A 26,441-nucleotide genomic window follows, 5' to 3' on the forward strand; every position below is an offset into this window, starting at 1 on the left:
TTTTGGAAAATAGGCAAAAGATTTAAACTATGTAGTAGTATTAATAATAGGCGATAGATATGAAGCTAAAGATTGTCCTGATCGTGCTCATTTTGTTCGTCACGTTCTTTCCCAGTGCACATGCTCAGGGCAACACAGTTTATGTTGCCAAAATAGACGGCATGATAACCGGCTACACCGTGGATCAGTTCGACAGGTACATCAGCGAGGCGGAGAAGGCCAATGCATCGGCGATCATCATCGAGCTCAACACCCCCGGAGGAAGGGCCGACGCAATGCAGGAGATAGTGATGAGGATACAGAACGCCAAGGTTCCAGTTATAATCTACGTCTATCCCTCAGGGGGAATGGCCGCTTCCGCGGGAACGTATATAGCCCTGGGCTCTCACCTGATAGCCATGGCTCCCGGAACCGTCATTGGGGCTTGCAGGCCAATACTCGGCTACGGTGCAAACGGCAGCATAGTTGAGGCACCCGCTAAGATAGTCAACTTCTACATAACGTACCTGCGCGAGCTGGCCGAGATGAGCGGAAGGAACGCCACCCTTGCAGAACAGTTCATCACTGAGGACAGGAGCGTCACCTCACAAGAGGCTCTTGAATACGGCGTTATCGAAGTCGTAGCGACCGATGTCAACGACCTTCTCCAGAAGACAGATGGGATGGAGACCAAGATTCCGGTCAAAGGGAAGGGAAAAGTCGTTCTCAACTTCAAAGATGCGCGCGTTGTTTACCTGAAGCCATCTTTCAAGGACACCGTCGTTAAGTACATAACCGACCCCACTATAGCCTATATCCTTCTCAACCTTGGCTTTATCGGAATAATCTTTGGATTCCTAACTCCCGGTTGGCACGTGCCGGAGACAGCGGGAGCCATAATGCTCGTCCTTGGATTGATAGGCCTCGGATACTTCGGCTACAGCAGTGCAGGACTCCTTCTGATAGTCCTCGCAATGATATTCTTCATAGCTGAGGCCCTGACGCCAACCTTTGGCCTTTTCACTGTGGCGGGAACCATTACATTCATTCTCGGAGGGATAATGCTATTCGGAAGCGGTGGAGGTGAGTACCTGGTGAGCGGAGCCATTTACGAAATGTTAAGGATAGTTATCATCGTCATGGCAATACTAATGGGGCTATTTTTCGCCTTCGGAGCAGCGGCGGCAGTGAAAGCCCACAGGAGGAGACCAGAATCAGGAAAAGAAGAGCTAATTGGAGCCAAAGGGAAAGTCATCCAGGAGCTCAACCCTGAAGGCATGATCAGGGTTCACGGAGAGCTCTGGAAGGCCCTCAGCAAAGACGGAAGCAGGATTCCAGCAGGGGAGAAGGTCAGGATTGTTGAAATCAAGGGACTAACTCTTATAGTGGAAAAGGAGGGAGATTGAGATGGTGGCAGTTAGCACAATGGTTTTGGGTATTGTTTTGTTGTTTGTTTTGATTATTTTGGCCTCCGCCATAAAGATAGTCAAGGAGTACGAAAGGGCCGTTATCTTCAGGCTTGGTAGGATAGTCGGAGCAAGAGGCCCAGGTCTGTTCTTCATCATACCAATATTCGAAAAAGCTGTTATAGTAGACCTCAGAACGCGCGTCCTCGACGTTCCGGTTCAGGAGACCATAACCAAGGACAACGTCCCGGTCAGGGTCAACGCGGTCGTCTACTTCCGCGTCATTGATCCGATCAAAACCGTCACCCAAGTCCGCAACTACATAATGGCCACCAGCCAGATTGCTCAGACGACGCTAAGGAGCGTGATCGGCCAGGCCCACCTCGACGAGCTCCTCAGTGAGAGGGATAAGCTCAACCTTCAGCTCCAAAAGATAATCGACGAGGCTACTGATCCGTGGGGAATAAAGGTCAGCACCGTCGAGATCAAGGATGTCGAACTGCCGAGTGGAATGCAGAGGGCCATGGCAAGGCAGGCAGAAGCCGAGAGGGAGAGGAGAGCAAGAATCCTTCTGGCAGAGGCCGAGAGGCAGGCCGCCGAGAAGCTTAGAGAAGCTGCCGAGATAATCTCCGAACATCCGATGGCACTCCAGCTCAGGACGCTCCAGACGATAAGCGATGTCTCCAGTGACAAGAGCAACGTAATAGTACTAACGCTGCCAATGGAGATGCTCAAGCTCTTCAGGAGTCTAGCTGACACCGCAGATGCTGCCAGAGCAAAACTCGAAAAAGAAGCTGAGAAAGAGTAAGTAGTGAATAGCTTTTCTTCTATCTTTTCTTTTCCCGGGTTGGACGAACCGCAAAAAATAAAAGTATTGCCAGCATACTTCATACACGCAAAACAGCAGCCCGTATAAAATCGAGACTCAAAACGCTTTATAGGAAAGGGCGGTTACCGCTCATACTGGGGGTGTCAACTTTGGAAGGCCGTTCAATTGTTTTTGCATCTGGAAAAGGTGGAACAGGTAAAACAACGACGGTTGCAAACCTGGGTGTCGCACTGGCCCAGTTTGGAAAGGAAGTTATTCTGCTGGACGCTGACATCACAATGGCCAACCTGAGCCTCGTCCTTGGCATGGAGGACATTCCAATAACACTCCACGATGTCCTCGCAGGAGAGGCAGATCTCAAGGATGCAATCTACGAGGGTCCCGCCGGCGTCAAGGTCATCCCGGGTGGTCTCAGTCTTGAGAAAATAAAAAAGGCCAAGCCTGAGAGACTCAGGCAACTAATCAGAGAAATCGGCCAGATGGCAGATTTCGTTCTCATCGATGCTCCTGCTGGTCTCGAGATGACGTCAGTTACTGCCCTTCTCATAGGTAAGGAGCTTATAATCGTTACCAACCCGGAGATTTCAGCCATTACTGACTCTCTCAAGACTAAACTCATCGCAGAGAAGCTAGGAACTCTCCCGCTCGGTGCCATCCTCAACAGAGTCACCAACGAGAAGACCGAGCTCACCCAGGAAGAAATCGAGGCCATCCTTGAGGTTCCGGTTCTGGCGATGATTCCTGAGGATCCTGAGGTCAAGCGCGCCAGTGCCTATGGTGTTCCACTCGTCATCAAGAACCCAACCAGCCCAGCTGCGATAGCCATCAAGCAGCTTGCGGCAAAGCTCGCAGGTATCAGGTGGCAGGCCCCCGAGCCCGAGAGCCCGATCAAGAGAGTGTTCAAAGCACTGTTCGGAGGGAAGAAATGATGGCCAGCGCGCTCCTCTACGGAATAGTCATCATCCTCATAGTGCTTAATATCGTACTGCTGATGCTCTACTACTCCGCCAAAAGCAACCCGTACTACGTCGTTTACGACGAAGAAACCAAGAATGCCCTTAAGAGGCGTGTCACCAGTCTCAAGGAGGACCTCGAGAGCGAGTTGGTCGATTTTGACATCGAGGAATGGGAGAAGACCCTCGAAGAATCCATAGACGAAGAAGTTAGGAACCTCTGAGCTTTTCTAACCCTTTTGTTATTAAACATTTATGTGGCGTTAAATTTTAAAAGTCCCATTCTACTAATCCTAAAGTGGAGGTGGGGCGCTATGAAAGTCAGGCTCGGCTATCCAGATAGGATAGTCGAGGTCGATGATAAGGCCGTCCATGTCTTCAATGGCAAACTAGTAAGCGCCCCACTGAGTGAGGTCGTGAAATACTATCTCAAAGGAGAAGGTCTTCTGCCCCCTTCAGTTAAAGCTGTGGTACCAGACATAATTAGGGTGCTTCTAAGCACTGGAGAGCTTCATGGAGAGTTCCAGCCCACCGTCGAATACGGTCAAGGACTCAGCGGCTGACCTTCTTTTACATTTGTCTGCCTAGCCCTATGGACGGTTGGGTGCATTTTAACAGTCTTTCAGTTGAAAACATTTAAGTACTCTTTTGCGCAATATTGGGAACTCGTGAGTGAACGGAGGGATGAAAATGAAGGCGAAGGTTAGGATACTGGACATGTACAGCGGGAGGTATTCGGTGTTTATCAATGAGAAAGAGGCGAAGAAAGCAAAGCTCCACCCGGATGACCTTGTTAAGCTTGAGACAGGGAAGAAGACTGTATACGGCAGCGTCACCATAAGCAACCTCGTGAAAGAAGGTGAAATCGGAATCAGCAAAGATGTACTCCAACTCCACAACTTTTCCGAGGGAGAGGTCGTTACGGTGCTACCCAGCGGGGCCCCTGAGAGCGTCCGCTATATAAAGAAGAAGATGAACGGCGAAAAGCTCAGGAAGGTCGAGATTGAGACCATAGTCAAGGACATCGTTGATAGGAAGCTGCGCGACATCGAGATAAGCTCCTTCGTCACTGCCCTTGAGATAAATGGCCTCGACATGGACGAGATAGCAGCCCTGACCATAGCCATGGCAGAGACCGGCGACATGCTCGACATAGACAGGAAGCCCATCATGGACGTCCACAGCATTGGCGGTGTCCCAGGAAACAAGACCAACATCCTAGTTGTCCCGATAGTTGCAGCGGCAGGCCTTACCATACCAAAGACATCTTCGAGGGCCATCACCAGCGCCGCAGGAACGGCCGATGTTGTCGAGGTTTTTGCAGAGGTCAGCTTCAGTCTAGACGAGATAAAGAGAATAGTCGAAAAGATAGGTGCTTGTATGGTCTGGGGTGGCGCGCTCAACCTCGCTCCAGCAGATGATATTACCATTAAAGCCGAGCGCGCGCTGAGCATCGATCCGGTCGGCCTCATGCTGGCGAGCATAATGTCAAAGAAATACGCTATGGGTAGCCAGTACGTCCTTATAGACATCCCGACCGGAAAGGGTGTCAAGGTAGAGACCGTTGACGAAGCCCGTGCACTGGCAAGAGACTTCATAGAGCTCGGAAAGAGGCTCGGCCAGTACGTTGAGGTCGCGATAACCTACGGTGGCCAGCCGATAGGCCACACCGTTGGCCCCGCCCTCGAGGCCAGAGAGGCGCTTCAAGCACTGATGAGCGGAACCGGTCCTGGAAGCCTCATAGAGAAGGCGACAGGCCTGGCTGGAATCCTCCTCGAGATGGGCGGTGTTGCTCCATCAGGAATGGGTAAGAAGATGGCGCGTGAGATACTCGAGAGCGGAAAGGCCTACCAGAAGATGCGTGAAATCATAGAGGAGCAGGGCGGAAACCCGGACATCAAGCCGGAGGAAATACCGATAGGTGACAAGACCTACACCTTTACCGCACCAACGAGCGGCTACATCACCGCAATAGACAACAAGGCGATAACCGGAATCGCAAGGGCCGCCGGAGCGCCGGAGGACAAGGGCGCCGGAATAGAGCTCTACGTCAAAGTTGGCGAGAAGGTCAAGGAAGGCGACCCACTATTCACTATATACGCCGAGAGCGAGGCTAGGCTCGACCAGGCGATAGTCTTCGCCAGAAGGGCAGAGCCGATAAGGATCGAGGGAATGGTGCTCCAGCGAATCGGCAACATCTGAGGTTGAGAATTTTTGTTTCTTGCCTTATTCTTCTCATCTTGTATTTCCAAGTGTTCAGGACATCTTTTGAGAAGTTCCATCATGGAACGCAACAATCCCTTAAAAGTTATAATAAGGCCTTGAGAGAACACAGCAGGAGCAGGAATAAGCCTTACCTCCCCCCGTGTCGCTCGTACCAACCCCACTCCTTCTTCGGACCGAATGCCCTCACACCCTTCTGGACAAGGGTTATCCTGAGCTCCTTAGCCATCTCGTGGGTTATCTCTCCGCGCTTCTCCATCCAATTGATTATTTCGAGCGCCTCGTCGTCTGTCTCACATCTCCTCAGGAAGTCTATGACAGTTGGGTTGTAGCCGGAGAAGTCCCTGAGCTCATCTTCCTCAGCTATGGCTTTGGCCTCATCCGTTCTGTAAGCGTCTATCGGAACGCCCTCCCCCTCAAGCTCCCTCGCCAAAGCTGGAAAGCGTTCTTCAAACTCTCCTTTATCGTACTCCTGCCAGGCGAACTCATCTATAGGGCGCTTCTTCTTTTTCTCATCCATGCATCACACCTGAGGGAACTATGAGTCAAGGGTTTATAAACCCTGAGTGGAATCCAGGTCCATGAAGGGTTCGTATTTTCTAGTCATCAAACTCGGGGAGGATAAAAGGATAGCTACCAAAAGGCGGGAGTTCTTCCTGAAGAGAGGTTACTACGTTTACGTTGGCTCTGCCATGAACTCCCTCGAAAAGCGGGTGGAGAGACATTTCAGGAGGGAGAAGAAGTTCCACTGGCACATCGATTACCTGCTGAGAGAAGCAGAGCTTCTGAAGGCCTATCTGATACCGAGCGAGAAGAGACTTGAGGAGAAATTATCACTGGAGATCGCGAAGTACGGTGAGCCCGTTGAGGGCTTCGGCGCCGGAGATGTCAGGGTGAGCACCAACTTATACCGCATTGAAAAGGAACCAGACAGTGTGCTCATCGAAATCCTCGAAAGGCTCGGCCTCAAGTGGAAAAGGGTTAAAAGCAGGGAAGAGATTATAGAATTCGGTGAGAGAAAATGAAGGTCAAAATTGGGAAGGTAGAAGCTTACATCCACGAAAAGCTCGAAAAAGAAAAGCTTCACTTCGTTCTTCTCGACCCAGACGATTTTGCGGACAAAGTATGGGAGGCTGGAGAGATAGCCCGGATGAGTGAAGAGACCGGCGTTGATGCGATAATGGTTGGTGGCTCGACCGGAGCCGAAGGAGAAGTCCTTGACAACGTCGTGAAGGCGATAAAGGAGAGTTCAAACCTTCCGGTTATACTCTTTCCGGGTTCTCATGGTGGAATAAGCAAATATGCCGATGCAATATTCTTCATGAGTCTGCTTAATTCGACCAATCCGTTCTTCATAACCGGTGCTCAGGCTTTGGGTGCGTTCCAGGTCAAGCGCTACGGGGTGGAGCCGATACCAATGGCATACCTCATAATAGAGCCCGGAGAAACCGTCGGCTGGATCGGTGATGCAAAGCCCATTCCTCGGCACAAACCAAAGATAGCAGCAGCTTATGCCCTGGCTGGCCAGTACCTCGGAATGCGCCTCGTTTACCTTGAAGCCGGAAGCGGCGCTCCGCAGCCGGTTCCTCCCGAGATGATAGCCCTCGTGAAAAAGGTAATCGATGTTCCCCTCATCGTCGGCGGCGGCATAAGGAGCGAGGAACAAGCAAAGACCGCTGTGAAAGCTGGAGCAGATATAATTGTCACGGGAACGGCAATCGAGAAGGCGGGCTCTCTGGAAGAGGCCAAAAACAGACTGGAGAGTATAATAAGAGGGGTCAAGGGGTAAAATTAAGCTTCGGAGAGCACTTTGAAAGTTATGGTTCCCTTTTTGATTATCTTTCTGAGCTCCGCGAGAAGTCTGGGAGCGTCATCCTCGACTATCTCCATTTTAATTTCACTTATACCCTCTGCGTCAGGCGGGAAGAAGTGTATGTCACGAATCTCGCCCCGAATCTTCTCGTACAGACGACCCAGAATTTTCCCCCTGCCCTCATAGGGCAATTTTATGTCAAGTTCAACGATTTGCATACCCATCACCGCTCTATTTTATGAAAAAAGACCTATATAACCTTTCTCATGAGCGTGGATTATCGAATCCCATCAGGAATATTCCCAGAGGTTATGAAAAGCCACCGGAAAACTTTTCTTTTATCGTTTCGATTTTTATTTTGGTGGTGACCATGCGTGCTTTTATTTCCCTTGACCTAGAAGGTCTGCCTTACATAGTCAGCAGGGAGCACCTTTTCGTAAAGGGGGCTCTCTACTCTGAGGCCAGGAGAATAGCAACCGAGATAGTCAAAGTAACGGCCGAAGCACTTCACGAGAACGGTTTCGACGAAATTATTGTTGCCGATAGCCACGGACCAATGGTGAACATCCTCCCGGAGGAGATGCCCGAGTACGTTGAGCTTGTCCGCGGCTTTCCGAGGCCGCTCAGCATGGTGGCCTTCGCCAAAGACAGCGACGCTGCGCTCTTCCTTGGCTATCACGCCAAGGCTGGAACGGCTTATGCAACCTTTGACCACACATACAGCGGCGCTTCAATAGACAGGCTGGAAATCAATGGCGTTGAGGTTAGCGAGTTCCTCCTGAATGCCTATCTCCTGGGAAGCTGGAATGTTCCGGTGATTCTCGTAGGTGGAGACAAAAAGCTCATAGAGGACGATGTGAGAAAGTTCACACCCTGGGTAGAGGGAGTTGTTTTCAAGGAGTCGCCCTCGCGCTACTCTGCCAAGAGTCCTAGTATGGTGAAGCTGAAGAATGAGCTCAGGGAAAGTGTTTCCAGAGCCGTTGATAGACTTAAGAACGGCGAGGCAAAGCCGCTCAAGACAGAAGAGCCGGTTCACGTTAAAGTCCGCTTCCTGAGGAGCGACATGGCAGATACCGCCGAGCTTCTTCCGTTCATCAAGAGACTGGACGGAAAGACTGTTGAGTTCAAGGCAAAGACTGTTGAAGAAGCGTACAGGGTGTTCGAGCTCCTTACCCTTGCATCCGCGGGTGTAAGCGCAATAGTCATGAGGTAAAGCTTAAGTTTCCGGATGGCTAACACTATGACGCCCCCGGGAAACCGCGGGGAGGAGAGCGCCTCGGCGAGCTGTGACCTCCCTTCGCTCCCCGGGGGCACATCACCAGTATACATTCAAAGTCGATATTCTTTTATACCACACAAGCGTAAATTCAGTGGTGACCAGTGTGCAGAGAAAAATACTTACTGCCCTGATGATCGGGATTATGATAGGCTTCGTACTTGGAGCACTCTTCTCATATTCAAGTGAGGATTCAGCCAATCAACTGCCGGAAATGAGAGTATGCCCGATAGTAGACTACAAAATCCTCGAAGGATACACTATCCCGCTGGGCAGGACAATCTCAAATGAAACGGAAGTTGCCGAAGCCCTTGAGAGAGCATACATAGAGCAGAAGAGCCCAAACTACCCCCTAGAAATTTTGAAAGAGCTCTACCGGGCTAAAAAACCAAACGCGGAACTTTTTGGAATATCATACGTTTTCAAAAACAACACACTAGGATACGGGAGGTACGGCCTAAGGAATGGCACCACTGAGGGAGACTTTACCTTCGAACCATTTACGGAAGATGAGAGTCAGAGAATAGACGGAGTGGGCCTCATAACAAAGAGATGGGCCGTGATTTTCCTCAGCATCTACGATGCAGAAGGAGCAAACAACGTAGAGACCATAACCGTGGAAGTCCCGATCGAATGGAAGCGAGTGTATTACAGCGGAAGCGGGAAGATTGCAGTAACCTCACCCAATTATGTAAAAGTTAAGCTTCCAGAGAACCGGCGGATCAACTACCTCGTACTGGCCTTTCTGACCGACGGAAAGCTCCGGAGCATGGGAGACATCCCCAAGATTACCGTAAGAGTGAATGGAATGGACTCAGTGCTTTCCAAGCCTCACTCCTCTTCCACATAAGGTGCCGTTATCACCTTCCTTATCTCCCTCGCCTTCTTCGGGCCGATGCCTTCAACTTCCTGAAGCTCCTCCTCCGTGGCGGTGAAAACCCTCTCGACGTTGCCGAAGTGCTTGAGGAGCCTCTTTGCCAGAGTGGCCGAGACGTTGGGCAGTCCCTCGACTATCAACCGCTGCCTTTCGGCAAGAGTTAGGGCCTTCTTCTCGCTCCTCAGTCTTACCTCCTTCTTCCTCTCCTCCTGCTCGCGCTTGGCCATCAGGTAGATGAACTGGGCAGTCTCTTCCGGCCCAGAGGAGAAGAGTATCGGCACGCCCCAGTCCAAAGTGACAGCCGCTATGGCACCCCTAATCGCGTTGGGGTGAACGTTCCTTATACCGTAGAGTTGCCCCTCGATAATTATCACGGGCTTCTCATAGGCCTTCTTCAACCTCTCCACCTGGTCAAAGAGCCTTCCATCGATTATGGACTGTATGAAGTCGTTGGCGCTCTTGCGCTCTATTCCGACCTCTTCGCTCACCACATAGTCAGCAACGTCAAGCGTCTTTACCTCGACCTCGGCCCCGAGCCCCCTGAGATGCTTTGGCACGCCGCTTCTTAGCTCCCTGCTGTCAACGTAAACAACTATGCCCTTTGGCCTTCTGACAAAGACGGGCTTTATCGGGAGCTTCTCGTAGAGCTCCTCTTTCGAGGGCTCGGCCTTTTCGTATTTTTCCACTTTCCCCTCAGAGGGCTTCTCAGCCTCTTCAATTCCTTCGGCTTTTTCTTCAGCCGGCTTCTTCTTGGGCTTTAGAAAAGCATCGAGGGAAGTGATCTTACCCCTCTTCATATCCTCCCTCTCCTTCATCTCGGCCTCAAGCTCACGGGCTATCTTCCTAATCGCCTCAAACATTCCCCTTTCCTTCCGTCTGGAGCTCCAGTAGTAGGCCTCGTCGCGCGTTCCCTTCGCCATGAGGATAACGACCCTACCCGGCCTGTGCCTTCCAGTCCGTCCACGTCTCTGGATGCTTCTGATGGCGGAAGGCACGGGCTCGTAGAAGATTACCAGGTCGACTTCGGGGACATCGAGACCTTCCTCACCGACGCTTGTGGCGACCAGAACGCTGAACTCACCCCTAGAAAAGCGCTCTAACGTCTCTTTCTGCTGTTTCTGACTCATGCCCCGGTCGTTGCTCCTGCTGGCCTGACCAATGAAGCGCTCCGCACTGACACTCATCGCTCGAAGCTCCTCAACTATCTTCTTTCCTGTGTCGCGGTAGTTGGTAAAGACGATTATCTTGGAGTTCGGCTTTTTCTCCAGCTGGGCCTTAACGAGCTCCTTGAGCTTCTCCATCTTGGGGTGGTCTATTCCAAGCTCCTTCGCCTGGACTAAGAGATATATCACTTTTCTCATACGAGGATCTTCCATCAGCTCTCTGCTTGACTTCGTCCGTTTGTCCTCGCGAAGCTTTTTGAGATAAGCACGGAGGGCGGTCAGTCCCTGCGTCTCAAGGAGCTCAATCGCGTGCTGGAGCTTGACTGCTTTAGCCTGGTACATCCTCAGCCTCCCAATCTCGTAGTTGCCCCTCGCGACCTCCTGATTGATTTTTGAGCCCGCCTGGAGAACTTCCTTCTTTGAGATATCTGGCGAGTATGAACTCACGAGCTTAAACTGGGCGAGGGGTTTGAGGCTCTCCTTGAGCATCCCCCTCAGGAGGGAGCGGACCTCCTTGTAGACGCCTGGAAGGTCGACCTTGACCCACTCAAAGGCTATCCTATGGACGTAGGGCTTCACATCCGGTGAGCTCTCGGTTCTTATCTCGATGCGCTCTATTCCGAGGTTATTGATTATTTCCCTTATCCTCACCTCGTCGCTTCCAGGGGAGGCCGTAAGGCCAAGAACAAGCGGATGTTTAGCAGTCTTGAGGTACTCCCTTGCGATGAAGACGTAGGAGTAGTTGCCCACCGCCCTGTGGGCCTCGTCGAAGACGAGAAGTACGACGTCCTCAAGGGAGATCCTGCCTGTTAAAATGTCATTCTCTATCGTTTGAGGCGTGGCAGTTATTATCACGCTTTTCTCCCAGATTTCCTGCCTTGTTTTAGGCGAGAGCTCCCCTGTCAGGACGTTTATTTTCTCCGGAGGAATGTCAAAGAGCTTTTTGAAGCTCTCCGCGTGCTGTAAAGCCAGGGGCTTTGTAGGGGCGAGCATTAAAACTTTACCGCCGTATTTTTGAAGCCTGTAGTCGGCGATAAGCATCGCGATGAGAGTCTTTCCTAATCCGGTTGGCAGAACAACAAGGCAGTTACTCTCCTTACACCTCGCGTAGATGACCTCCTGGTAAACGCGCGGCTGGATTAAGTCCCTGCGGAGATACATACTCCTATCTCCTCGACGAAGTTTATAAATTCTCGGACGAACTGAGGTCATGCTACTCACGAGACACGCCAAGGAGAGACTCGTCAAAAGACTCGCTAAAAGAAGAAAGCTCGAAAGGGTTTATTCTGCACTTTGGGAGTTTTTGGAGCGCTCGAAAAGGATAGACGTGAACGATAAGGTCGTGATATTCACTGACGGGCAAAAGAGCCTCGTCTGTGTTAGGCTCGAGTGCGAAAGGCTCCCTCTGGAGGAAATAAGGCACCGTGTTGAAAAGATAAAACGTCCTTACGAGTGTGTCTTTCTCGATGGCAGACTCGCTAGGGAGACCGTTCCTAGGAAGTTCGTCGAGCTGATTCCAGAAGGTGAATACTGCTTCTACATCAACCAAGAGAAGAGGAGCCTTTACATAGGCAGCGAAGGGCCGCTTTTGGCAATAACCTTAAGGCCAGCGAAGAGAAAGGAGAGAGAATGCTAAGCATTTTCCCCGACAGGCACTATGTATATCTCCCCGAAGGGTTCCTCTTGAATCAGCTCGACCTTGCCCATGTTGGAGAGAAAGAGAAGGTAGAGAAAGGTTCTGGCAACTATTTTCGGAGTGGGGTCAAAGACCAGATCCCAGAACCTTATCGGCTCCCTAGTCTCGCTGTAGAGCTTCCTGACTATCTCGTGGAGCCTGTTGACGTGCTTCTCAATGTCAACTCTGAAGTCATCGACGACGAATATCTCCTCCTCTATCTCGACCTTCTTCTTTTTCCGCGGCTTCCTCTTCTCGGCTTCCTCAAGGGCATCCATAAGGGCATCCAGCAGGTCATCAAAGGTGTAGTAGCGCTCCACCCTCCTGAGCGGAGGTGCCAGAGGCTCGACCTCGACGCGGATGTGCTCCTCGTGCTTTTCTTCCTCATCTTCCTCGTCCGCGTACAGCAAAGCTTCGCTCTTCATCCTGACAAGAATTGAAGCAGCTAAGATAGCCCTCGCTGAAACGCGGAGGTCGAGCTCCTTCATCTCCCTGAGCCTTTCTATGTACTTTTCTGTAAGGTCGACTATATCGATGTTCCACGGATCCACCTTTCCCATCTGGACGAGCTGAAGGAGTATATCGACGGGAGTGATTTCCTCTTCCCTTCGGGACTCCATGGTTCTCACCCGCTTAGATGGCCGAACATCTCGGAGTGCTCGGCCTCGCTCTTCTTCCTTGCCTCCTCGAGTATCTTCATGGCCTTCTCAAGGCTGAGCGCGACGACCCTGCTGACGCCATTCCTCATGCTCACACCTATTATCTTCTCTGCGTTGGCCATCATGACGTCTCTGAGAGTTATGACAATGAACTGGCTGTTCTCTGAGGCCTCTTTTATCAGGTCAGCAACGCGCTTAACGTTTGCATCGTCAAGGTGGGCGTCTATCTCATCGAAGAGGTAGAAGGGCGCTGGCTTGTAGCGCTGGATTGCAAAGACGAAAGCCAGAGCCGTCAAAGCCTTCTCGCCACCGCTCATGGCCTCAATCCTCTTGACGTCCTTGCCGGCTGGCTTGGCTTCTATCTCCAGTCCACCAGCGAATGGATCATCGGGATTCTCGAGGATGAGCCTCGCGCTTCCACCCGGTGAGAGCTTGGCGAAGAGCTCGGAGAAGTTCTTGGCGATCTCATTGAGGGTCTGCATGAAGACGTTCCTCTTCTGGCCTTCTATCTCCTCGATGAACTCCTCTATGCTCTCCTTCTCGGCGACGACCTGCTCGCGCTTGCTCTTCAGCTCAAGATAACGCCTCTCGACGACCTCAAAGTCCTCGATGGCCTTCATGTTAACCGGCTCGAGGGAGCGTATTTCCTCCTCCATGCGCTCTATCTCTTCCTTCAGTGCCTCGAGCTCCAGCGGTATCTCCTTGATAGACTTGATGAGCTTGGCGTCGTGGTGCTTGAGCTCCGCCTGCTTCTCCTTGAGGGTAGCCTCGTACTGAGCGAGGCGTATCTTCAGCGTGTTGGCCTCTATCCTGAGGTTCTGGATCTTGTTCGTGAGCTCTTCCTTCTCGGCGCGGAGCTCAACTATCTCGTTCCTGAGCGTCTCCCTTCTCTCGCGGAGCTCCTTGAGCTCGTCCTTAACGTTCTCCTCTGCTTTCTTGAGCTCCTCAAGATCCTTCTCAAACTCCTCGATGGTCTTCTCATTTTCGACTATGTTGCTCTTAAGGGCGTTTATCCTGTTGATTAAGCCCTCAATCTCCTCCTCCAGGTCAGCTTTCCTCGGGAGGAGCTCTTCGTTTATCCTTATCTCGAGGTTCTCCAGCTTGCTCTCGACCTTGCTGAGCTCTTCTCTGAGGGCGCTTATCTCGTGCTCGACCTCTCTTATCTTCTGGTTGAGCTCTCTGGCCTCCGGGTTCTCCAGGGCCTTTTTGAGCTTCTCCTTCTTCTTCTCGAGCCTCTCTATCCTTCCGCGGAGCTTTGCCATCTCACCTTTTGTATCGTGGATCTTCTTTTCGAGAGCCTTGATGAGCTTCTCGCTCCCCCCAATCTCCTCTTTCAGAGCCCTGTCCTCCGCTAAAAGCCTGTCCATCTCGCGCTGGATGACCTGAAGGTCCTTGCTCAGGTCGCTCCTCCTCATTCTCAGCTCAAAGATCTCGTTCTGTAGACCCTTAATCTCAAGCTTGAGAGCGTTGATTGCAGACTCGAGGGTTTCCTTTTCCCTCTCGAGGGCTTCGACCTTTCTCCTCAGCTCGTCGGTGTTGATTGAGAGCTTGCCCCTCGGTCTATAGTGACCACCTGTAATCGCTCCGCTCCTCTCAAGGAGTTCGCCCCCAAGGGTCACCATCCTGACCTTTCCGATGCCAACTGCCCTCGCCTCGTCCATGTCGTTCACTATGAGTGTGTCCCCGAGGGCATAGGCAACGGCGTTCTTGAAGCGCGGATCGTACTGGACGACGTCCATCGCAGGGATGCCCAGCGAGGGCCTCTCCTTCATGGAGCGCGGCTTTATCTTGTTGAGCGGGAGGAATGTTAATCTTCCGAGCTTTTTCTCCTTGAGAAGCTTTATCGCCTTCTCAGCAACCTTATCATCTTCAACAACAACGTTGTCGTAGTTGCCGCCGAGGGCGACCTCCACGGCCAGCGCGTAGTTTTCGTCTCTAACACTTATCAGCTCACCCAGAGACCCGTAGAGGCCGGGGATGTTCTGGGATTTCAGGAACTCTATCGCCCTATTGCCCCTCACTTCCCTCTGGGCTTCAGCCTTTATCAGCTCCTCCCTGACCTTAACGAGTTCACTCGAAACCTTGTTCAGCTTCTTCGTCTTCTCCTCCAGTTCCTTCTCAGCTTTCCTCAGGCGAGCCTCGGCCTTTGTCATTTTACCATCTATTTCACCAAGTTCGGAGCGTTTGCTTTCCAGGGAGTTCCTCGCTTCCTCGATCTTGGATTTGAGAGCAACCCTCTTTGCATTGTCCTGGGCCATCTTGGCCTTGAGGCGCTCTATCTCCTCCTCAAACTTCCTCACGTCGCTCTCTTTCATGTAGAGTTCCTTCTTGGCCTCTTCCAGCTCGTCGACGACTCTGTCGAAGTCCTGCTTGGCTATCGCAAAGTCCCTGTCTATCTCTCCCAGCTTGATGACAAGCTCGTTCTTGACGACTTCCTTCTCCTTTATCTCAGCCTTGAGCTTCTCCCTTCTCTTGCTCCAGCGCTGGATCGCGCTTTTGTTCTTCTCTATCTCCTCCGAAACCTTCCTGAGTTCCTCCTTAGCCTTAGCAAGGCGGCGCTGGCTGTCTTCTATCTCCTTCTGAGCGAGCTCAATGTTCTTCCTGGCCATCTCTATCTTCGACTGAACCTCGCTTATCTTTCTGGTGACCTCCAGGATACCATCCTCGCTCTTCTCCTCCAGCTCCCTCTCGACAGCGTTAAGCTCCCTCTCCCTCGCTACTATCTCCTTGGCTATCTCCTTGAGGCGCTCCTCTATAGCCGCTATCTCGGCCTCTATACCCCTGTCACGGACGGTGCTTTCTTCGATAAGATTCTCGAGCTTCCTAATTTCTCCAAGAAGGAGCGTAACCTTAGCCTTCTCAACACGCTCCTTCAGGTCGAGGTACCTCAAGGCGTCGTTTCTCTCCTTTTCAAGTTTGTCGAGCTGGGCCTTTACCTCTCTTATGAGCAGGTCAACGCGCGCGAGGTTCTCCTCCGCCTGTTTAAGCTCCTTCAAAGCCTTCTCCTTCTTAGCATCGTATTCCGCTATGCCTGATATCTCATCGATGATCATCCTTCTCTCAGTAGGGCTCATCTTGATGAACTTGGTGATGTCTCCCTGAAGGACTAAATTGTAGCCCTCTGGAGAGATCATGGCCGCACTTAGCACGTCAAGGATGTCGCTTCTGCTCGTCCTCTTGCCGTTGAGCCAGTAAGTGCTCCTACCATCGGGATAGACGCGGCGCTTGATAACGACTTCATCCTCATCTATCGGGAAGCCCCTGTCCTCGTTGTTGAAGTACATCGCAACCTCTGCGTATTTAGCGGGAGGTTCAGTCTTTGTACCAGCGAATATGAGGTCGCTTATCCTCGTTGCACGCATGGCTTTTGCGGATAGACCACCAAGAACGAAGAGAACGGCGTCACCGATGTTGCTCTTTCCAGAACCGTTGGCACCCACTATTGCTGTAAATCCTTTAGAAAGTGGAACAACGACTTTTCGATTACCGTAGGATTTGAAACCTTTCATTTCAATCTTCTCGATGTACGGCATGCCCTACACCTAAACTGGAGAACGACGAAGAAGGTTATATAACTTTACCTACTCGATGATCCTCTTGAGGATGTTGAAAACTCTGTCGTCCAGCCCATCACCAACTGTCACATAGAAGTCCGAATTCATGAGAAGAGCTATATCACGCAGCTTGCTAACAAAGCGGAGGGTTGGTTCAACACCATTCTCAATTATGAGATACTCAACAGCATCGAGAACAACGTCTGCCTCCTCCTGCTGAAGATGCTCCCAGACCGCCTGTTCGATCACATGAAGCCTAGAAGGATGAACCGCACTTGGATGGGACACCTTGGCAAGCCATATCGGATGGACATTGTGTGCCTGGATTTCAAAGGGAGGTCTTCGAGTTATAAGTATTTTCTTACGATCCACGTCTTTCATGAGTATATCATTAAGCCGCCGATAGTCCATTATCCTTGACCCCCTTCGTAGGGGCCTTCCCTTTAGTAACATAACCATCACTTCACACAGATCACTTGATACATCAGGATTAGGGTATGACCAACGCAAGTTCGGTATGCCCTATATAAATGTTACTGTGAGTTAAGTAAAGGATTCCACAACAAGTCATTTGGTTCAACCAACTCCTGGAAAAATAACAAGAAATTGGGGATTTCTGAATCCTGTACCAGATCACTCTCCATTTCTCTCACAGAGTTCGAGCAAAACGCCCGTTACAGCCTTTGGATGTATGAATGCGATTTTTGCACCACCTGCACCGATTCTAGGCTGTTCGTCGATCAGTCTGTAACCCGTTTCCTTCAGCTTTGTAAGGTGTTCCTCTATGTTATCAACTCCAAGTGCTATGTGGTGTATGCCTTCACCACGCTTGGCAATGAACTTGGCTATTGGGGAGTCCTCGGCCGTTGGCTCCAGAAGCTCGATTCTGCTCTCGCCGACATGGATTATCGCAGTTCTAACCTTCTGATCCGGCACTTCTTCAATCTCCTCGACCTTGAGGCCGAGACCTTCCCAGATCTTTATGGCCTCTTCAAGGTTCTTCACTGCAATACCGACGTGGTCAATTTTCTTTATCATACCCTCACCCCCAGAGTTTTTTCAAGAACCAAATCCGCGGCAGAGTACGGGTCTATCTCCCGCTTCACAATTCTATCTATCAGGCCCGAAACCTCTTCCTCGTCGAGGCGCTCACTTATCATCTTCGCGATTCTACCGGAGATTATAGTCTTAACCTCTTCTTCTGCACGGAACTTCCTCTTGCGCTCTATTTCGCCACTCCTTTCAAGGAACTCATGGTGATCTTGTATTGCCTTCCAGAGGTCTCTTATGCCTCTCATTGTCGTCGCCACGGTCTCGACTATCGGCGGCCTCCAGCCGCGCTTCTCCCAGCGCTCCTTCTCGAGGTCGAGCATCATATTAAGTTCGAAGTAAGTGGCATCTGCCCCTTCTTTGTCGGCCTTATTTATGACGAAAATGTCCGCTATCTCCATAAGGCCGGCCTTAATAGCCTGTATGTCGTCGCCCAGTCCTGGAACTGTAACAAGGACGACTGTGTCTGCAGTTTTGACGATGTCAATCTCTATTTGGCCCACACCAACCGTCTCAACGAAAATAACGTCACAACCGTAAGCATCAAGCACCTTTATCGCGTCACTTGTGGCCTTGGCCAGTCCACCAAGGGAGCCGCGTGTGGCCATGCTTCTGATAAAAACGCCGGGATCAGTCGAGTGCCTTTGCATCCTTATCCTGTCGCCGAGCAGAGCGCCGCCGGTGAAAGGCGAGGTCGGATCGATGGCTATGACGCCGACAACTTTGCCTTCCTCCCTCGCGACCCTGATCAGCTTGTCGAGAAGAGTTGATTTTCCAGCTCCAGGGGGGCCAGTGATACCGACGATATAGGCATTGCCCGTGTGGGGGTAGATCTTTTTGATTACTTCTCTAGCTTTATCCTCGTCGTTCTCTACTAGGGTTATCAGCCTGGCCGTGGCGCGCTTATCTCCCTGGAGCATGCGTTCGATCAGGTCGTCTATCATCGTCATCACTCGGACAAATTATCCAAGAAAGAAATTATAAAGTTAAGCCTTCCCTAAAGCGCTTGAGGTTCTCTACGGCCCTATCAATGAAATCAATAGTCTTCTGAAGCGGCGTCCCCGGTCCAAACACTTCCGCAACACCCATCTTTTTGAGTTCCTCGGCATCGTCGGGCGGGATTATTCCACCGGCAAAAACAACGATATCCTCGTTCAGCTTAAGACCCCTTTCCTCAAGGAGCTTGAGGATCTTAGGTATTAGAACCATATGTGCACCTGAGAGAATGCTTATTCCCAGTACGGCGGCATCTTCCTGTATGACTGTCTCAACTATCTGTTCCGGAGTCTGTCTTATACCCGTGTAAATGACTTCATACCCTGCATCTCTCAGCGCCCTCGCAACGACCTTGGCGCCTCTATCATGGCCATCAAGACCGGGCTTGGCGATAACGACCCTAACCTTTGAGCGCTCGACCATTTCAACCACCGGAAGGATTTTGTTCCGGATAGTATTTAAAGATTGTCAAAACTAAAGGTTGGACTTTACATTGGATATTTTGTCCAGAAGTCTTTTTAATGCCCAGCGAGGAATCATGATCATGATAGATCTCCACACCCACACCACATACTCGGACGGAACCGGGAGCGTTCCCGAAAACATAGCCGCAGCTGAACAAAAAGGGCTGAGACTCCTCGGAATAAGCGATCACATCCATTACCTCACCCCAAAGAGCCTCAACCGATACGTCAGAGAGATACGCCAGTGGAGCGAAAGTGCCGAGCTCGTCGTTTTAGCCGGAGTGGAGGCCAATATAATGCACGGGGGAGTCGATATAACCACGGACATAGCCAAGAAGCTTGATTACGTGATAGCAAGCGTTCACCTGTGGGTGGAGACGCCGGAGGAACACGTCGAGCTCGTTAAGCTCGCCCTCCAAGACGAGAACGTTGACATAATCGGCCACTTCGGGGCGAGCTTCCCCTACACAGGCTATCCAAGCGAGGAGGGCCTGAGGGAGATACTAGAGCTGGCCGAAGCGAATGGAAAGGCCTTCGAGATAAGCTCACGTTATAAAGTCCCCGAACTGGACTTCATCAGGGCGTGCATAAAAAGAGGTATAAAGCTCACCTTTGCCAGCGATGCCCACTGGCCGAGAAGCGTTGGAAACGTAAGCTGGAGCGAGAAGGTCTTCAGGAAGGCTGGGGGGACGAAGGAGGATTTATTTTTTGGAGAGCTTTTGTAATTTCGATTCTCTTAGAATCTTATTGCAACTAAGAAATGGGGCACTAGCTTCGGCGGTTGGAATTTGGTTTCAATTCTCTTAGAGTCTTATTGCAACCTGTGGGTGGTTCCACCAGAGCTTTGCAACGATTACTTTCAATTCTCTTAGAGTCTTATTGCAACCCTTGAAATCCCGATAAGCGGGAGCTACGAGTTTCGTTTCAATTCTCTTAGAGTCTTATTGCAACTTCTTGCCACGGTCGCCTACATCACAAGCTACGATGAGTTTCAATTCTCTTAGAGTCTTATTGCAACGCTCAACATGGACGATGACATCATAGACAGGGTTGCAGGTTTCAATTCTCTTAGAGTCTTATTGTAGAGTCTTATTGCAACACCGATGTTGTCAGCCTGTCGTTTTCATACACTTATAAAGTTTCAATTCTCTTAGAGTCTTATTGCAACTGCACTCCTTTATCGCGGCCCGGAACGTGCGGAGGAGGGTTTCAATTCTCTTAGAGTCTTATTGCAACTCGCTTCGACGGTGGCTTTTGTCTCCGGATTCATCATCGTTTCAATTCTCTTATTGAGACGAAGTTGGCAACTCCAACACATGCGCCCGTTTCAATTCTCTTAGAGTCTTATTGCAACCAGATCGCCTGCTGGGTCTGGCTCATCTGGCCGTGCTCGCTTTCAATTCTCTTAGAGTCTTATTGCAACCCGGCATCAGGGCTGACACCTACTCAACGACCCTCTATGGTTTCAATTCTCTTAGAGTCTTATTGCAACAGGAGGAAGATGGCAAGTATCATGTTTATGATAAGAAGTTTCAATTCTCTTAGAGTCTTATTGCAACACGAATCTATCAACCGAGTCAATGGCCCGAGTTCTAGTTTCAATTCTCTTAGAGTCTTATTGCAACCCATTGGCCCCTCTTCAAACAACGTCAAGGTAAAATTGTTTCAATTCTCTTAGAGTCTTATTGCAACCGGCGAGCTCGACCTCATACGTCACGACCACACCCTGTTTCAATTCTCTTAGAGTCTTATTACAACCTACCTCAAGCAGTAGGAACGTGTTGTTCCCGTCCGTGTTTCAATTCTCTTAGAGTCTTATTGCAACCTACTGCTATGATAAACTCCACTGCTCTTTTTAGATGGGTTTCAATTCTCTTAGAGTCTTATTGCAACATAAAGGGCTCGGGGAGGGTATTCTCCGAGACCCTTGTTTCAATTCTCTTAGAGTCTTATTGCAACTCTCCCACTCAATCTTATCGATTATCCTATCAATGTGTTTCAATTCTCTTAGAGTCTTATTGCAACTTTGGGCGACTCTGTTTGCTTTTGCGTTCTGGTATCTGTTTCAATTCTCTTAGAGTCTTATTGCAACATAAAACGGCGGTTTCGATTACTTGTGTCTTGTTCTCTGTTTCAATTCTCTTAGAGTCTTATTGCAACTTCGCGTTTGCGACCTGTTCAGGGGTGATGTTGCCCGTTTCAATTCTCTTAGAGTCTTATTGCAACTTGCCGTGCCGGTGAGGGCTGCTGATGTTCAATACTAGTTTCAATTCTCTTAGAGTCTTATTGCAACGGCAGCTGAGACGGGCGAGAGCGTTGTGTTCACTGTGTTTCAATTCTCTTAGAGTCTTATTGCAACAAGCCGAATCACTTTTGTATTGAGCCCATATTTTATGAGTTTCAATTCTCTTAGAGTCTTATTGCAACTGGCACCCTGCCAAGACTGCTGCGGCAAAGCTCTGGTTGTTTCAATTCTCTTAGAGTCTTATTGCAACAAACAGAGCAGAGACTCTAAAGAGATGGGTGGGAATTAGTGTTTCAATTCTCTTAGAGTCTTATTGCAACAAAGAGATAAAGCGCGTCGTCCGTGACGGTATTGCCAAGTTTCAATTCTCTTAGAGTCTTATTGCAACCTTGACTTCCTTCTCGATCTTGAGGCTGTCCTTCTGTTTCAATTCTCTTAGAGTCTTATTGCAACCCACGTCGCCCTGGTAGTAAAAATAGACGCTGACGTGTTTCAATTCTCTTAGAGTCTTATTGCAACATGCAGTAGTGCTTAAACCAGCTCTTGATCTTCTTTGTTTCAATTCTCTTAGAGTCTTATTGCAACGGAGACTATGAAACCCTCGAAGCCGATGTAAACTGTGTTTCAATTCTCTTAGAGTCTTATTGCAACATGAGCATCAGCCACGGCTCAGTGCCCCTGCTCAGGAAGTTTCAATTCTCTTAGAGTCTTATTGCAACATGAAGGCTCAGGCCGACGCGATAAGCCCTGAGAACACGTTTCAATTCTCTTAGAGTCTTATTGCAACTTCAGAAACCTTGCAATACTTATGATAGTACTGAACCTGTTTCAATTCTCTTAGAGTCTTATTGCAACTCGGAACGGCCTTGCGGTAGATGATGTAACCAACGAGGTTTCAATTCTCTTAGAGTCTTATTGCAACCTGCATACAACTCGCAAGAGACCTCGTTGAATATGGCGTTTCAATTCTCTTAGAGTCTTATTGCAACCTATGGTCTTGGCCTGGCCGCTGAGCTGAGAGAAAACGAGTTTCAATTCTCTTAGAGTCTTATTGCAACCTGAGCGTCAGGTTTCCACTCCAGGCCAGCATGATTTGTTTCAATTCTCTTAGAGTCTTATTGCAACTCGGCTTCATGAAGTTCTTTTTCGGCAACATCCTTCTGTTTCAATTCTCTTAGAGTCTTATTGCAACCTCACCGTCAGGCGTGACCAAAATGTGGAGCTCGTTGTTTCAATTCTCTTAGAGTCTTATTGCAACGGTTGCCATCCTGCTGAATATCGCCGGCCTCAATCCTTGTTTCAATTCTCTTAGAGTCTTATTGCAACATAAGCGTCCTGACGGCCTTATCAATGAAGTTGATGTGGTTTCAATTCTCTTAGAGTCTTATTGCAACGGTGTGGATCATGTGAATCTCGTCCTGGGTCAGGACGGGTTTCAATTCTCTTAGAGTCTTATTGCAACAAATCAAAGCTGCCCGTGTGCTGTACTCCGACATACTCGTTTCAATTCTCTTAGAGTCTTATTGCAACCAACGCTTGGCATTGCCATAGCTCTTGTACTAGCCATGTTTCAATTCTCTTAGAGTCTTATTGCAACCCCCCTGACAACGAAGAATGAGCCTGCAATGTTACCAAGTTTCAATTCTCTTAGAGTCTTATTGCAACAGTTATTAGTTTGGCCAAGCGCATCTTCCAAAACTCGTTTCAATTCTCTTAGAGTCTTATTGCAACCTCAATCAGAGGCTCTGGCTGAGTTTCCTCAAATTCAGTTTCAATTCTCTTAGAGTCTTATTGCAACGTGAGGATGGCAAAAAGGAAAACCTCTAAGAAAATCAAGTTTCAATTCTCTTAGAGTCTTATTGCAACTGGCAAAGTGCCGAGGGCTGAACTCCGCGAAGCGACGTTTCAATTCTCTTAGAGTCTTATTGCAACTCCCGTTCACGAGCTGTTGGCCGGCCTGCGCAATCTGGTTTCAATTCTCTTAGAGTCTTATTGCAACAGGGCGGCTTTTACCCCCTTTTGCCTCAGAAAGAATTAAGAAAGCTGGAAATATTTAAGTCTTTCTGCGGAGGGGAGTTTAAACGACAATGTGCTGTCCGCTTTTTAATGGATATGCAAACTGAACACAAGGGACAAGACCCTCTCGACGTTTTTTCCAGAGAACCCATTAACAGCGCTGGAGAGTTCCAAAGCCCGGAGCAGCCTTTTTATCATCTCCAACAGCAAAAAACAAGTCCAATCCGATAATAGACATATCAGGGCAGGAATCGACAGAATTGAGGGCACCTTACACGTCAATTCCCAGATCTCTAAAATTTTTCGTTACAATTAACTTGAAATTTTATAACTCAAAGTAACACTATCACAAACTGTTATTAAAGACTTCCAATGGGTCAAACGGAGTTCTTTTTTAAATTCTGAAACGATTAACAGAAAATTCAAGAAAAACAGGGATATGAACGAGATGCAATCTAAAAGAAGGCGTTTAGTTGTTTCTACATTACCCCGAACCCAAGTTCCCTGAGTTTCCAGACTATCTCCAGAGGAAAGCCAACGACGTTGTAATAATCGCCGTTAATCCACTCCACGAATAGGCCTCCCTTCCCCTGTATGCCGTAGGCACCAGCTTTGTCCATGGGCTCGCCCGTTCTTATGTACGCCCATATCAGCTCGTCGCTCAGCTCCCTAAACTTGACCTCCGTGACGACGGCACCCGAGACCTCTTCTCCCTCGTGGATTATGCAGTAGCCAGTCGTGACGCGGTGAACCCTGCCGCTGAGGAGCTTCAGCATCCTGTAGGCCTCTTCCTCGCTTCCAGGCTTGCCGAGGATATGGCCATCAATGGAGACGGCGGTGTCGGCACCGATGACAGTCCCGCCGACGCGGTTGTAAACTTCCCTTGCTTTCCTTCGAGCGAGCTCGAGGGCGTAAGTTCTCGGTTCGGTCAAGGAGCACTCCTCGCTCACGTTGCTCGGAACTACCTTGAAGTCCTTAATGAACCTGCCAAGTATTTCCCTTCTCCTTGGACTTGCAGAGGCCAGCACTAACATGGTTGGGCCTTCGGAAAAGGGTTAAAAAAGCTTCCGAGAACCAAAGCTGGCGATGACGACAATTTCGCTAGCTGAAGTCACGCTCCATGTGGCAGGATGATGAGTACCCTCGCAGCTGAGCCATCATGCAGTTTCCTTCCGTTATTTCGCCCATTTTTCAATGCTGGAAACCAAGAGATAAACGAAGGCAAGGATCCACAGGACATGGCCTATTATCATTGCGTCGAAGTCGACGAGCAGTCCGTAGAGATATGCAATCAGTGCCATGCCAGCCAGACCCCAGAACACCTTGTCTCTCCATACCATAAAACATTCCTCCGTGGTTAGTACCACTAAAAGAAATAAAAAATCAATCATAAAAAGTTTTTTCAGGCCGAGGCCCATATCGGAATGCCCGCGTCGAGGAGCCTCTTGAGTTCCTTGCCTATCGGCGTGCTCTTGCTTACTTTGACGAGGCCCTTCTTGCTTGGCGTTGCAGTAAAGACGTACTGCTCGCCTCCGTAGAACTTGAGCGGCCTCTTGGCATAGTCCGGCGAAACACGGAGCACTATCGTTTTCTTTTTCTCCTCGACCTCGACATGTATCCTCTCCTTCGGCTTTGTCGCTTCCCTCTCGGCGAAGCTCTTGACGTCGATGCTTATTCCTATGCGCTTCTCAAGCTCGGTGATACGCTTGCCCTTCTTGCCTATGATTGCAGGAATGTCGAACTCGTCGGCATAAATAACCGCCTTGTGCGGGCTGACTATCTCAACCTCAGCGTAAACATCGGGCAGGAACTTCTTTATCTCCTGCTTGAGCCTCTTCTCTGCAAGTCTCAGCGCCGGTGATTTCTCCTCCTTCTTTACCGGGACAACGCTTATCTCCTCGCCGTAGGTGTATATCTCGTACTCAAGCTCGCCTGTCTCAAAGTCGCGAACCTCGATGACAGGCCTGGCCAAGTCCTCTTCTTTCATGCCGCTTGGCACCTTAACGAGGTACTCCAGCGTTAGAACCTTGGCGATCCTTCCTGCCTTGATGAAAATCACAGTATCGACTATCTGGGGTATCATTCCCAGCTCGACCCTTCCGATGAACCTCTGGATCGCATCGATGGGCTTGGTAGCATGCACGACACCAACCATTCCGACGCCTGCAAGTCTCAGATCAGCGTATATTTTGAAGTCGCTGGTCTTTCTCATCTCGTCGAATATTGTGTAATCCGGCCTGACGAGGAGGAGTATGTCCCCCGTCTTTTCCATTCTACCGGCCAGAGCTGTGTACTGGGTTATCTCGTCGCTCACCTGCAGGTCCCTTGGCTTCTCCATCGTTTTCACTATCTTGCCCATGGAGGCGTACCACTCGGCCAAAGCCTGTGCGAAGGTCGTCTTTCCTTCTCCAGGTGCACCTGCGATGAGTATTCCCTCCGCCTTATCCACGAGCCTCTCCAGGAGCTTCTCGCTCAGATCGTAGTCTTCTATACTTAGTTTCGTGACTGGTCTAACGGCAGTTATCTCAATCCTGTCTGCAAAGGGCGGCTTGGCTATGACTATACGGTAGTTCCTGAGCTGGACGACGGTCGCTCCAGGCTCGTCGAGTTCTATAAAGGATTCTGGGTCACGTCTCGCGCGCTCGACTATGTCATCGGCAATCTCTTCAAGCTCTTCATCGGTCAGAATCTCGTCACGAACGGGAACGAGCTTCCACTCTCCCGGTCTTCCCTTCTTTGCCATGGGCCTTAAGCCAGCTTTCAGGTGAACACTCATCGTCGTCTCGTCAAAGAAGTCCTCCAAGCGGTGCCTGACTTCTTTCTTGGCCGTCAGGTAAATCACGTCTATACCCTTGGCGATGGCTATGTCCCTCTGCACCTGGTCACCAGTTATGAGCGTGGCGCTCAGCGTCTGGGCAACCTCCCTAACCATGTGGTCTATTTCTCCAGCCTTCGCTCTACTTATCTGCCAGAGCTCGGGCCGCTCGCCGTAGAACTCGAGGAGTATCTTCCCCCTGTCGGACATCTCACGGAGCTTTTTGAGCTCCTCAAGTCCCACATGACCGATAGCCTTTCCCTCGTTGGCCTGATGCTCTATCTCAGCAATGACTGCCTCAGGGATAACAACCTTAACTTTGTCTTCAAGCGTTGATAGGAACTGCGTAAGGCGGCCATCTACTATAACACTCGTATCAGCAACGAACACTCTCATTTCTCTCACCTCAGAAGTCCCGGAAACTCTCATCCGTTTATAAGACTTCCCT

23 protein-coding genes, 1 pseudogene and 2 CRISPR repeat arrays are annotated in these 26,441 nt (G+C 50.0%); of the genes and pseudogenes, 12 read left to right on the forward strand and 12 right to left on the reverse strand.

The features are described from left to right. Positions 1-59 precede the first annotated feature (59 nt). The 6 genes from TON_RS05410 to TON_RS05435 all read left to right on the forward strand — a co-directional run bounded on the left by TON_RS05410 (position 60) and on the right by TON_RS05435 (position 5,369). Positions 60-1,385 carry an NfeD family protein gene (locus tag TON_RS05410; RefSeq protein WP_012572017.1) on the forward strand — a complete coding sequence of 442 codons (1,326 nt, stop codon included), beginning with the start codon at positions 60-62 and terminating at the stop codon, positions 1,383-1,385. A gap of 1 nt (position 1,386) precedes the next feature. Continuing rightward, complete coding sequence (locus TON_RS05415; RefSeq protein WP_012572018.1) at positions 1,387-2,193, forward strand: slipin family protein; 807 nt, start codon at positions 1,387-1,389, stop codon at positions 2,191-2,193. Positions 2,194-2,363: 170 nt separating this feature from the next. After that, on the forward strand, positions 2,364-3,143 hold the full coding sequence (gene minD / locus TON_RS05420; protein ID WP_012572019.1) for a cell division ATPase MinD: 780 nt from the start codon (positions 2,364-2,366) through the stop codon (positions 3,141-3,143). Continuing rightward, positions 3,140-3,391 (forward strand): hypothetical protein, encoded by a 252-nt coding sequence (locus tag TON_RS05425; protein ID WP_012572020.1) that lies wholly within the window; start codon positions 3,140-3,142, stop codon positions 3,389-3,391. Before minD ends, TON_RS05425 begins: the two co-directional genes overlap by 4 nt. A 90-nt stretch (positions 3,392-3,481) precedes the next feature. Then, a complete protein-coding gene (locus TON_RS05430) occupies positions 3,482-3,730 on the forward strand; it encodes a hypothetical protein (RefSeq protein ID WP_012572021.1) in 249 nt (82 codons plus the stop codon). Between the two features lie 127 nt (positions 3,731-3,857). Then, positions 3,858-5,369 carry an AMP phosphorylase gene (locus TON_RS05435; RefSeq protein WP_012572022.1) on the forward strand — a complete coding sequence of 504 codons (1,512 nt, stop codon included), beginning with the start codon at positions 3,858-3,860 and terminating at the stop codon, positions 5,367-5,369. A gap of 151 nt (positions 5,370-5,520) precedes the next feature. Here TON_RS05435 and TON_RS05440 read toward each other — a convergent pair whose 3' ends face one another. Further along, positions 5,521-5,910 carry a DUF2095 family protein gene (locus TON_RS05440; protein ID WP_012572023.1) on the reverse strand — a complete coding sequence of 130 codons (390 nt, stop codon included), beginning with the start codon at positions 5,908-5,910 and terminating at the stop codon, positions 5,521-5,523. 61 nt (positions 5,911-5,971) lie between these two features. On the opposite strand from TON_RS05440, the gene TON_RS05445 reads away from it, so the two are divergent. Together TON_RS05445 and TON_RS05450 are read left to right on the forward strand one after the other, a co-directional pair. After that, the gene (locus TON_RS05445; RefSeq protein ID WP_012572024.1) at positions 5,972-6,415 is read left to right on the forward strand and encodes a GIY-YIG nuclease family protein; all 444 of its coding nucleotides are present in this window, start codon (positions 5,972-5,974) and stop codon (positions 6,413-6,415) included. Further along, a complete protein-coding gene (locus TON_RS05450) occupies positions 6,412-7,179 on the forward strand; it encodes a geranylgeranylglyceryl/heptaprenylglyceryl phosphate synthase (RefSeq protein WP_012572025.1) in 768 nt (255 codons plus the stop codon). The genes TON_RS05445 and TON_RS05450 overlap by 4 nt, the downstream gene beginning before the upstream one ends. A gap of 2 nt (positions 7,180-7,181) precedes the next feature. Here the strand turns inward: TON_RS05450 and TON_RS05455 are convergent, their stop codons facing one another. Further along, positions 7,182-7,421, reverse strand: coding sequence for a hypothetical protein (locus TON_RS05455; RefSeq protein ID WP_012572026.1), 240 nt, complete (start codon positions 7,419-7,421; stop codon positions 7,182-7,184). Between the two features lie 152 nt (positions 7,422-7,573). Between TON_RS05455 and TON_RS05460 the strand changes: the two genes are divergently transcribed. Both TON_RS05460 and TON_RS05465 read left to right on the forward strand, forming a co-directional pair. Continuing rightward, positions 7,574-8,416, forward strand: coding sequence for a M55 family metallopeptidase (locus tag TON_RS05460; protein WP_012572027.1), 843 nt, complete (start codon positions 7,574-7,576; stop codon positions 8,414-8,416). Between the two features lie 169 nt (positions 8,417-8,585). Further along, complete coding sequence (locus TON_RS05465) at positions 8,586-9,329, forward strand: hypothetical protein (RefSeq protein WP_012572028.1); 744 nt, start codon at positions 8,586-8,588, stop codon at positions 9,327-9,329. On the opposite strand, the gene TON_RS05470 is transcribed toward TON_RS05465, so the two are convergent. Then, entirely contained in the window at positions 9,311-11,680 is a 2,370-nt protein-coding gene (locus tag TON_RS05470; protein ID WP_012572029.1) for a DEAD/DEAH box helicase, read from the reverse strand. The genes TON_RS05465 and TON_RS05470 overlap by 19 nt on opposite strands. 49 nt (positions 11,681-11,729) lie before the next feature. Here TON_RS05470 and TON_RS05475 point away from each other — a divergent pair, with 49 nt between their 5' ends. Continuing rightward, complete coding sequence (locus TON_RS05475) at positions 11,730-12,155, forward strand: hypothetical protein (protein ID WP_012572030.1); 426 nt, start codon at positions 11,730-11,732, stop codon at positions 12,153-12,155. Here TON_RS05475 and TON_RS05480 read toward each other — a convergent pair. From TON_RS05480 to TON_RS05505, 6 genes are all read right to left on the reverse strand, one after another. Further along, positions 12,152-12,814, reverse strand: coding sequence for a segregation and condensation protein A (locus tag TON_RS05480; protein WP_012572031.1), 663 nt, complete (start codon positions 12,812-12,814; stop codon positions 12,152-12,154). The two genes, TON_RS05475 and TON_RS05480, sit on opposite strands and share 4 nt — an antisense overlap. Positions 12,815-12,819: 5 nt before the next feature. Next, positions 12,820-16,386, reverse strand: a complete 3,567-nt coding sequence (smc, locus tag TON_RS05485; protein WP_012572032.1) for a chromosome segregation protein SMC — start codon at positions 16,384-16,386, stop codon at positions 12,820-12,822. Positions 16,387-16,434: 48 nt separating this feature from the next. Then, positions 16,435-16,866, reverse strand: coding sequence for a DUF835 domain-containing protein (locus tag TON_RS05490; RefSeq protein ID WP_238516375.1), 432 nt, complete (start codon positions 16,864-16,866; stop codon positions 16,435-16,437). Between the two features lie 174 nt (positions 16,867-17,040). Beyond that, positions 17,041-17,445 (reverse strand): methylmalonyl-CoA epimerase, encoded by a 405-nt coding sequence (gene mce, locus TON_RS05495; protein ID WP_012572034.1) that lies wholly within the window; start codon positions 17,443-17,445, stop codon positions 17,041-17,043. Next, entirely contained in the window at positions 17,442-18,401 is a 960-nt protein-coding gene (gene meaB / locus TON_RS05500) for a methylmalonyl Co-A mutase-associated GTPase MeaB (RefSeq protein WP_012572035.1), read from the reverse strand. Before meaB ends, mce begins: the two co-directional genes overlap by 4 nt. A 34-nt stretch (positions 18,402-18,435) precedes the next feature. After that, a complete protein-coding gene (locus TON_RS05505) occupies positions 18,436-18,876 on the reverse strand; it encodes a cobalamin B12-binding domain-containing protein (protein WP_012572036.1) in 441 nt (146 codons plus the stop codon). Positions 18,877-18,991: 115 nt separating this feature from the next. On the opposite strand from TON_RS05505, the pseudogene TON_RS05510 reads away from it, so the two are divergent. Next, positions 18,992-19,639 (forward strand): annotated as a pseudogene (locus TON_RS05510) (PHP domain-containing protein); the annotation flags it as partial. A gap of 2 nt (positions 19,640-19,641) precedes the next feature. Then, positions 19,642-20,154: direct repeats of the CRISPR family, unit length 30 nt; unit sequence GTTTCAATTCTCTTAGAGTCTTATTGCAAC. An 87-nt stretch (positions 20,155-20,241) separates the two neighbouring features. Then, a CRISPR array of direct repeats spans positions 20,242-23,161; the repeat unit is 30 nt; unit sequence GTTTCAATTCTCTTAGAGTCTTATTGCAAC. Positions 23,162-23,657: 496 nt separating this feature from the next. On the opposite strand, the gene TON_RS05515 reads toward TON_RS05510, so the two are convergent. From TON_RS05515 to TON_RS05520, 3 genes are all read right to left on the reverse strand, one after another. Then, entirely contained in the window at positions 23,658-24,212 is a 555-nt protein-coding gene (locus tag TON_RS05515) for a Maf-like protein (RefSeq protein WP_012572038.1), read from the reverse strand. 141 nt (positions 24,213-24,353) lie between these two features. After that, a complete protein-coding gene (locus tag TON_RS10445; protein WP_012572039.1) occupies positions 24,354-24,518 on the reverse strand; it encodes a hypothetical protein in 165 nt (54 codons plus the stop codon). Positions 24,519-24,580: 62 nt separating this feature from the next. After that, positions 24,581-26,389: a PINc/VapC family ATPase gene (locus TON_RS05520; protein WP_012572040.1), complete on the reverse strand. Its 1,809-nt coding sequence runs from the start codon at positions 26,387-26,389 to the stop codon at positions 24,581-24,583. Between the last annotated feature and the right edge of the window lie 52 nt (positions 26,390-26,441).

Source organism: Thermococcus onnurineus NA1 (genome assembly GCF_000018365.1).
GTDB classification, from domain to species: Archaea; Methanobacteriota_B; Thermococci; order Thermococcales; family Thermococcaceae; genus Thermococcus; species Thermococcus onnurineus.

Bases quoted from the DNA above. Each gene is read 5' to 3' on its own strand.
- TON_RS05425 (WP_012572020.1), top strand. From the start codon at position 3,140: ATGATGGCCAGCGCGCTCCTCTACGGAATAGTCATCATCCTCATAGTG.
- TON_RS05505 (WP_012572036.1), bottom strand. From the start codon at position 18,876: ATGGTCGAGCGCTCAAAGGTTAGGGTCGTTATCGCCAAGCCCGGTCTT.
- mce (WP_012572034.1), bottom strand. From the start codon at position 17,445: ATGATAAAGAAAATTGACCACGTCGGTATTGCAGTGAAGAACCTTGAA.
- TON_RS05490 (WP_238516375.1), bottom strand. From the start codon at position 16,866: ATGGTTATGTTACTAAAGGGAAGGCCCCTACGAAGGGGGTCAAGGATA.
- TON_RS05470 (WP_012572029.1), bottom strand. From the start codon at position 11,680: ATGTATCTCCGCAGGGACTTAATCCAGCCGCGCGTTTACCAGGAGGTC.
- TON_RS05440 (WP_012572023.1), bottom strand. From the start codon at position 5,910: ATGGATGAGAAAAAGAAGAAGCGCCCTATAGATGAGTTCGCCTGGCAG.
- TON_RS05455 (WP_012572026.1), bottom strand. From the start codon at position 7,421: ATGCAAATCGTTGAACTTGACATAAAATTGCCCTATGAGGGCAGGGGG.
- TON_RS10445 (WP_012572039.1), bottom strand. From the start codon at position 24,518: ATGGTATGGAGAGACAAGGTGTTCTGGGGTCTGGCTGGCATGGCACTG.
- TON_RS05515 (WP_012572038.1), bottom strand. From the start codon at position 24,212: ATGTTAGTGCTGGCCTCTGCAAGTCCAAGGAGAAGGGAAATACTTGGC.
- TON_RS05460 (WP_012572027.1), top strand. From the start codon at position 7,574: ATGCGTGCTTTTATTTCCCTTGACCTAGAAGGTCTGCCTTACATAGTC.
- TON_RS05435 (WP_012572022.1), top strand. From the start codon at position 3,858: ATGAAGGCGAAGGTTAGGATACTGGACATGTACAGCGGGAGGTATTCG.
- TON_RS05430 (WP_012572021.1), top strand. From the start codon at position 3,482: ATGAAAGTCAGGCTCGGCTATCCAGATAGGATAGTCGAGGTCGATGAT.
- TON_RS05410 (WP_012572017.1), top strand. From the start codon at position 60: ATGAAGCTAAAGATTGTCCTGATCGTGCTCATTTTGTTCGTCACGTTC.
- TON_RS05480 (WP_012572031.1), bottom strand. From the start codon at position 12,814: ATGGAGTCCCGAAGGGAAGAGGAAATCACTCCCGTCGATATACTCCTT.
- TON_RS05520 (WP_012572040.1), bottom strand. From the start codon at position 26,389: ATGAGAGTGTTCGTTGCTGATACGAGTGTTATAGTAGATGGCCGCCTT.
- TON_RS05450 (WP_012572025.1), top strand. From the start codon at position 6,412: ATGAAGGTCAAAATTGGGAAGGTAGAAGCTTACATCCACGAAAAGCTC.
- smc (WP_012572032.1), bottom strand. From the start codon at position 16,386: ATGCCGTACATCGAGAAGATTGAAATGAAAGGTTTCAAATCCTACGGT.
- meaB (WP_012572035.1), bottom strand. From the start codon at position 18,401: ATGATAGACGACCTGATCGAACGCATGCTCCAGGGAGATAAGCGCGCC.
- TON_RS05445 (WP_012572024.1), top strand. From the start codon at position 5,972: ATGAAGGGTTCGTATTTTCTAGTCATCAAACTCGGGGAGGATAAAAGG.
- TON_RS05475 (WP_012572030.1), top strand. From the start codon at position 11,730: ATGCTACTCACGAGACACGCCAAGGAGAGACTCGTCAAAAGACTCGCT.
- TON_RS05415 (WP_012572018.1), top strand. From the start codon at position 1,387: ATGGTGGCAGTTAGCACAATGGTTTTGGGTATTGTTTTGTTGTTTGTT.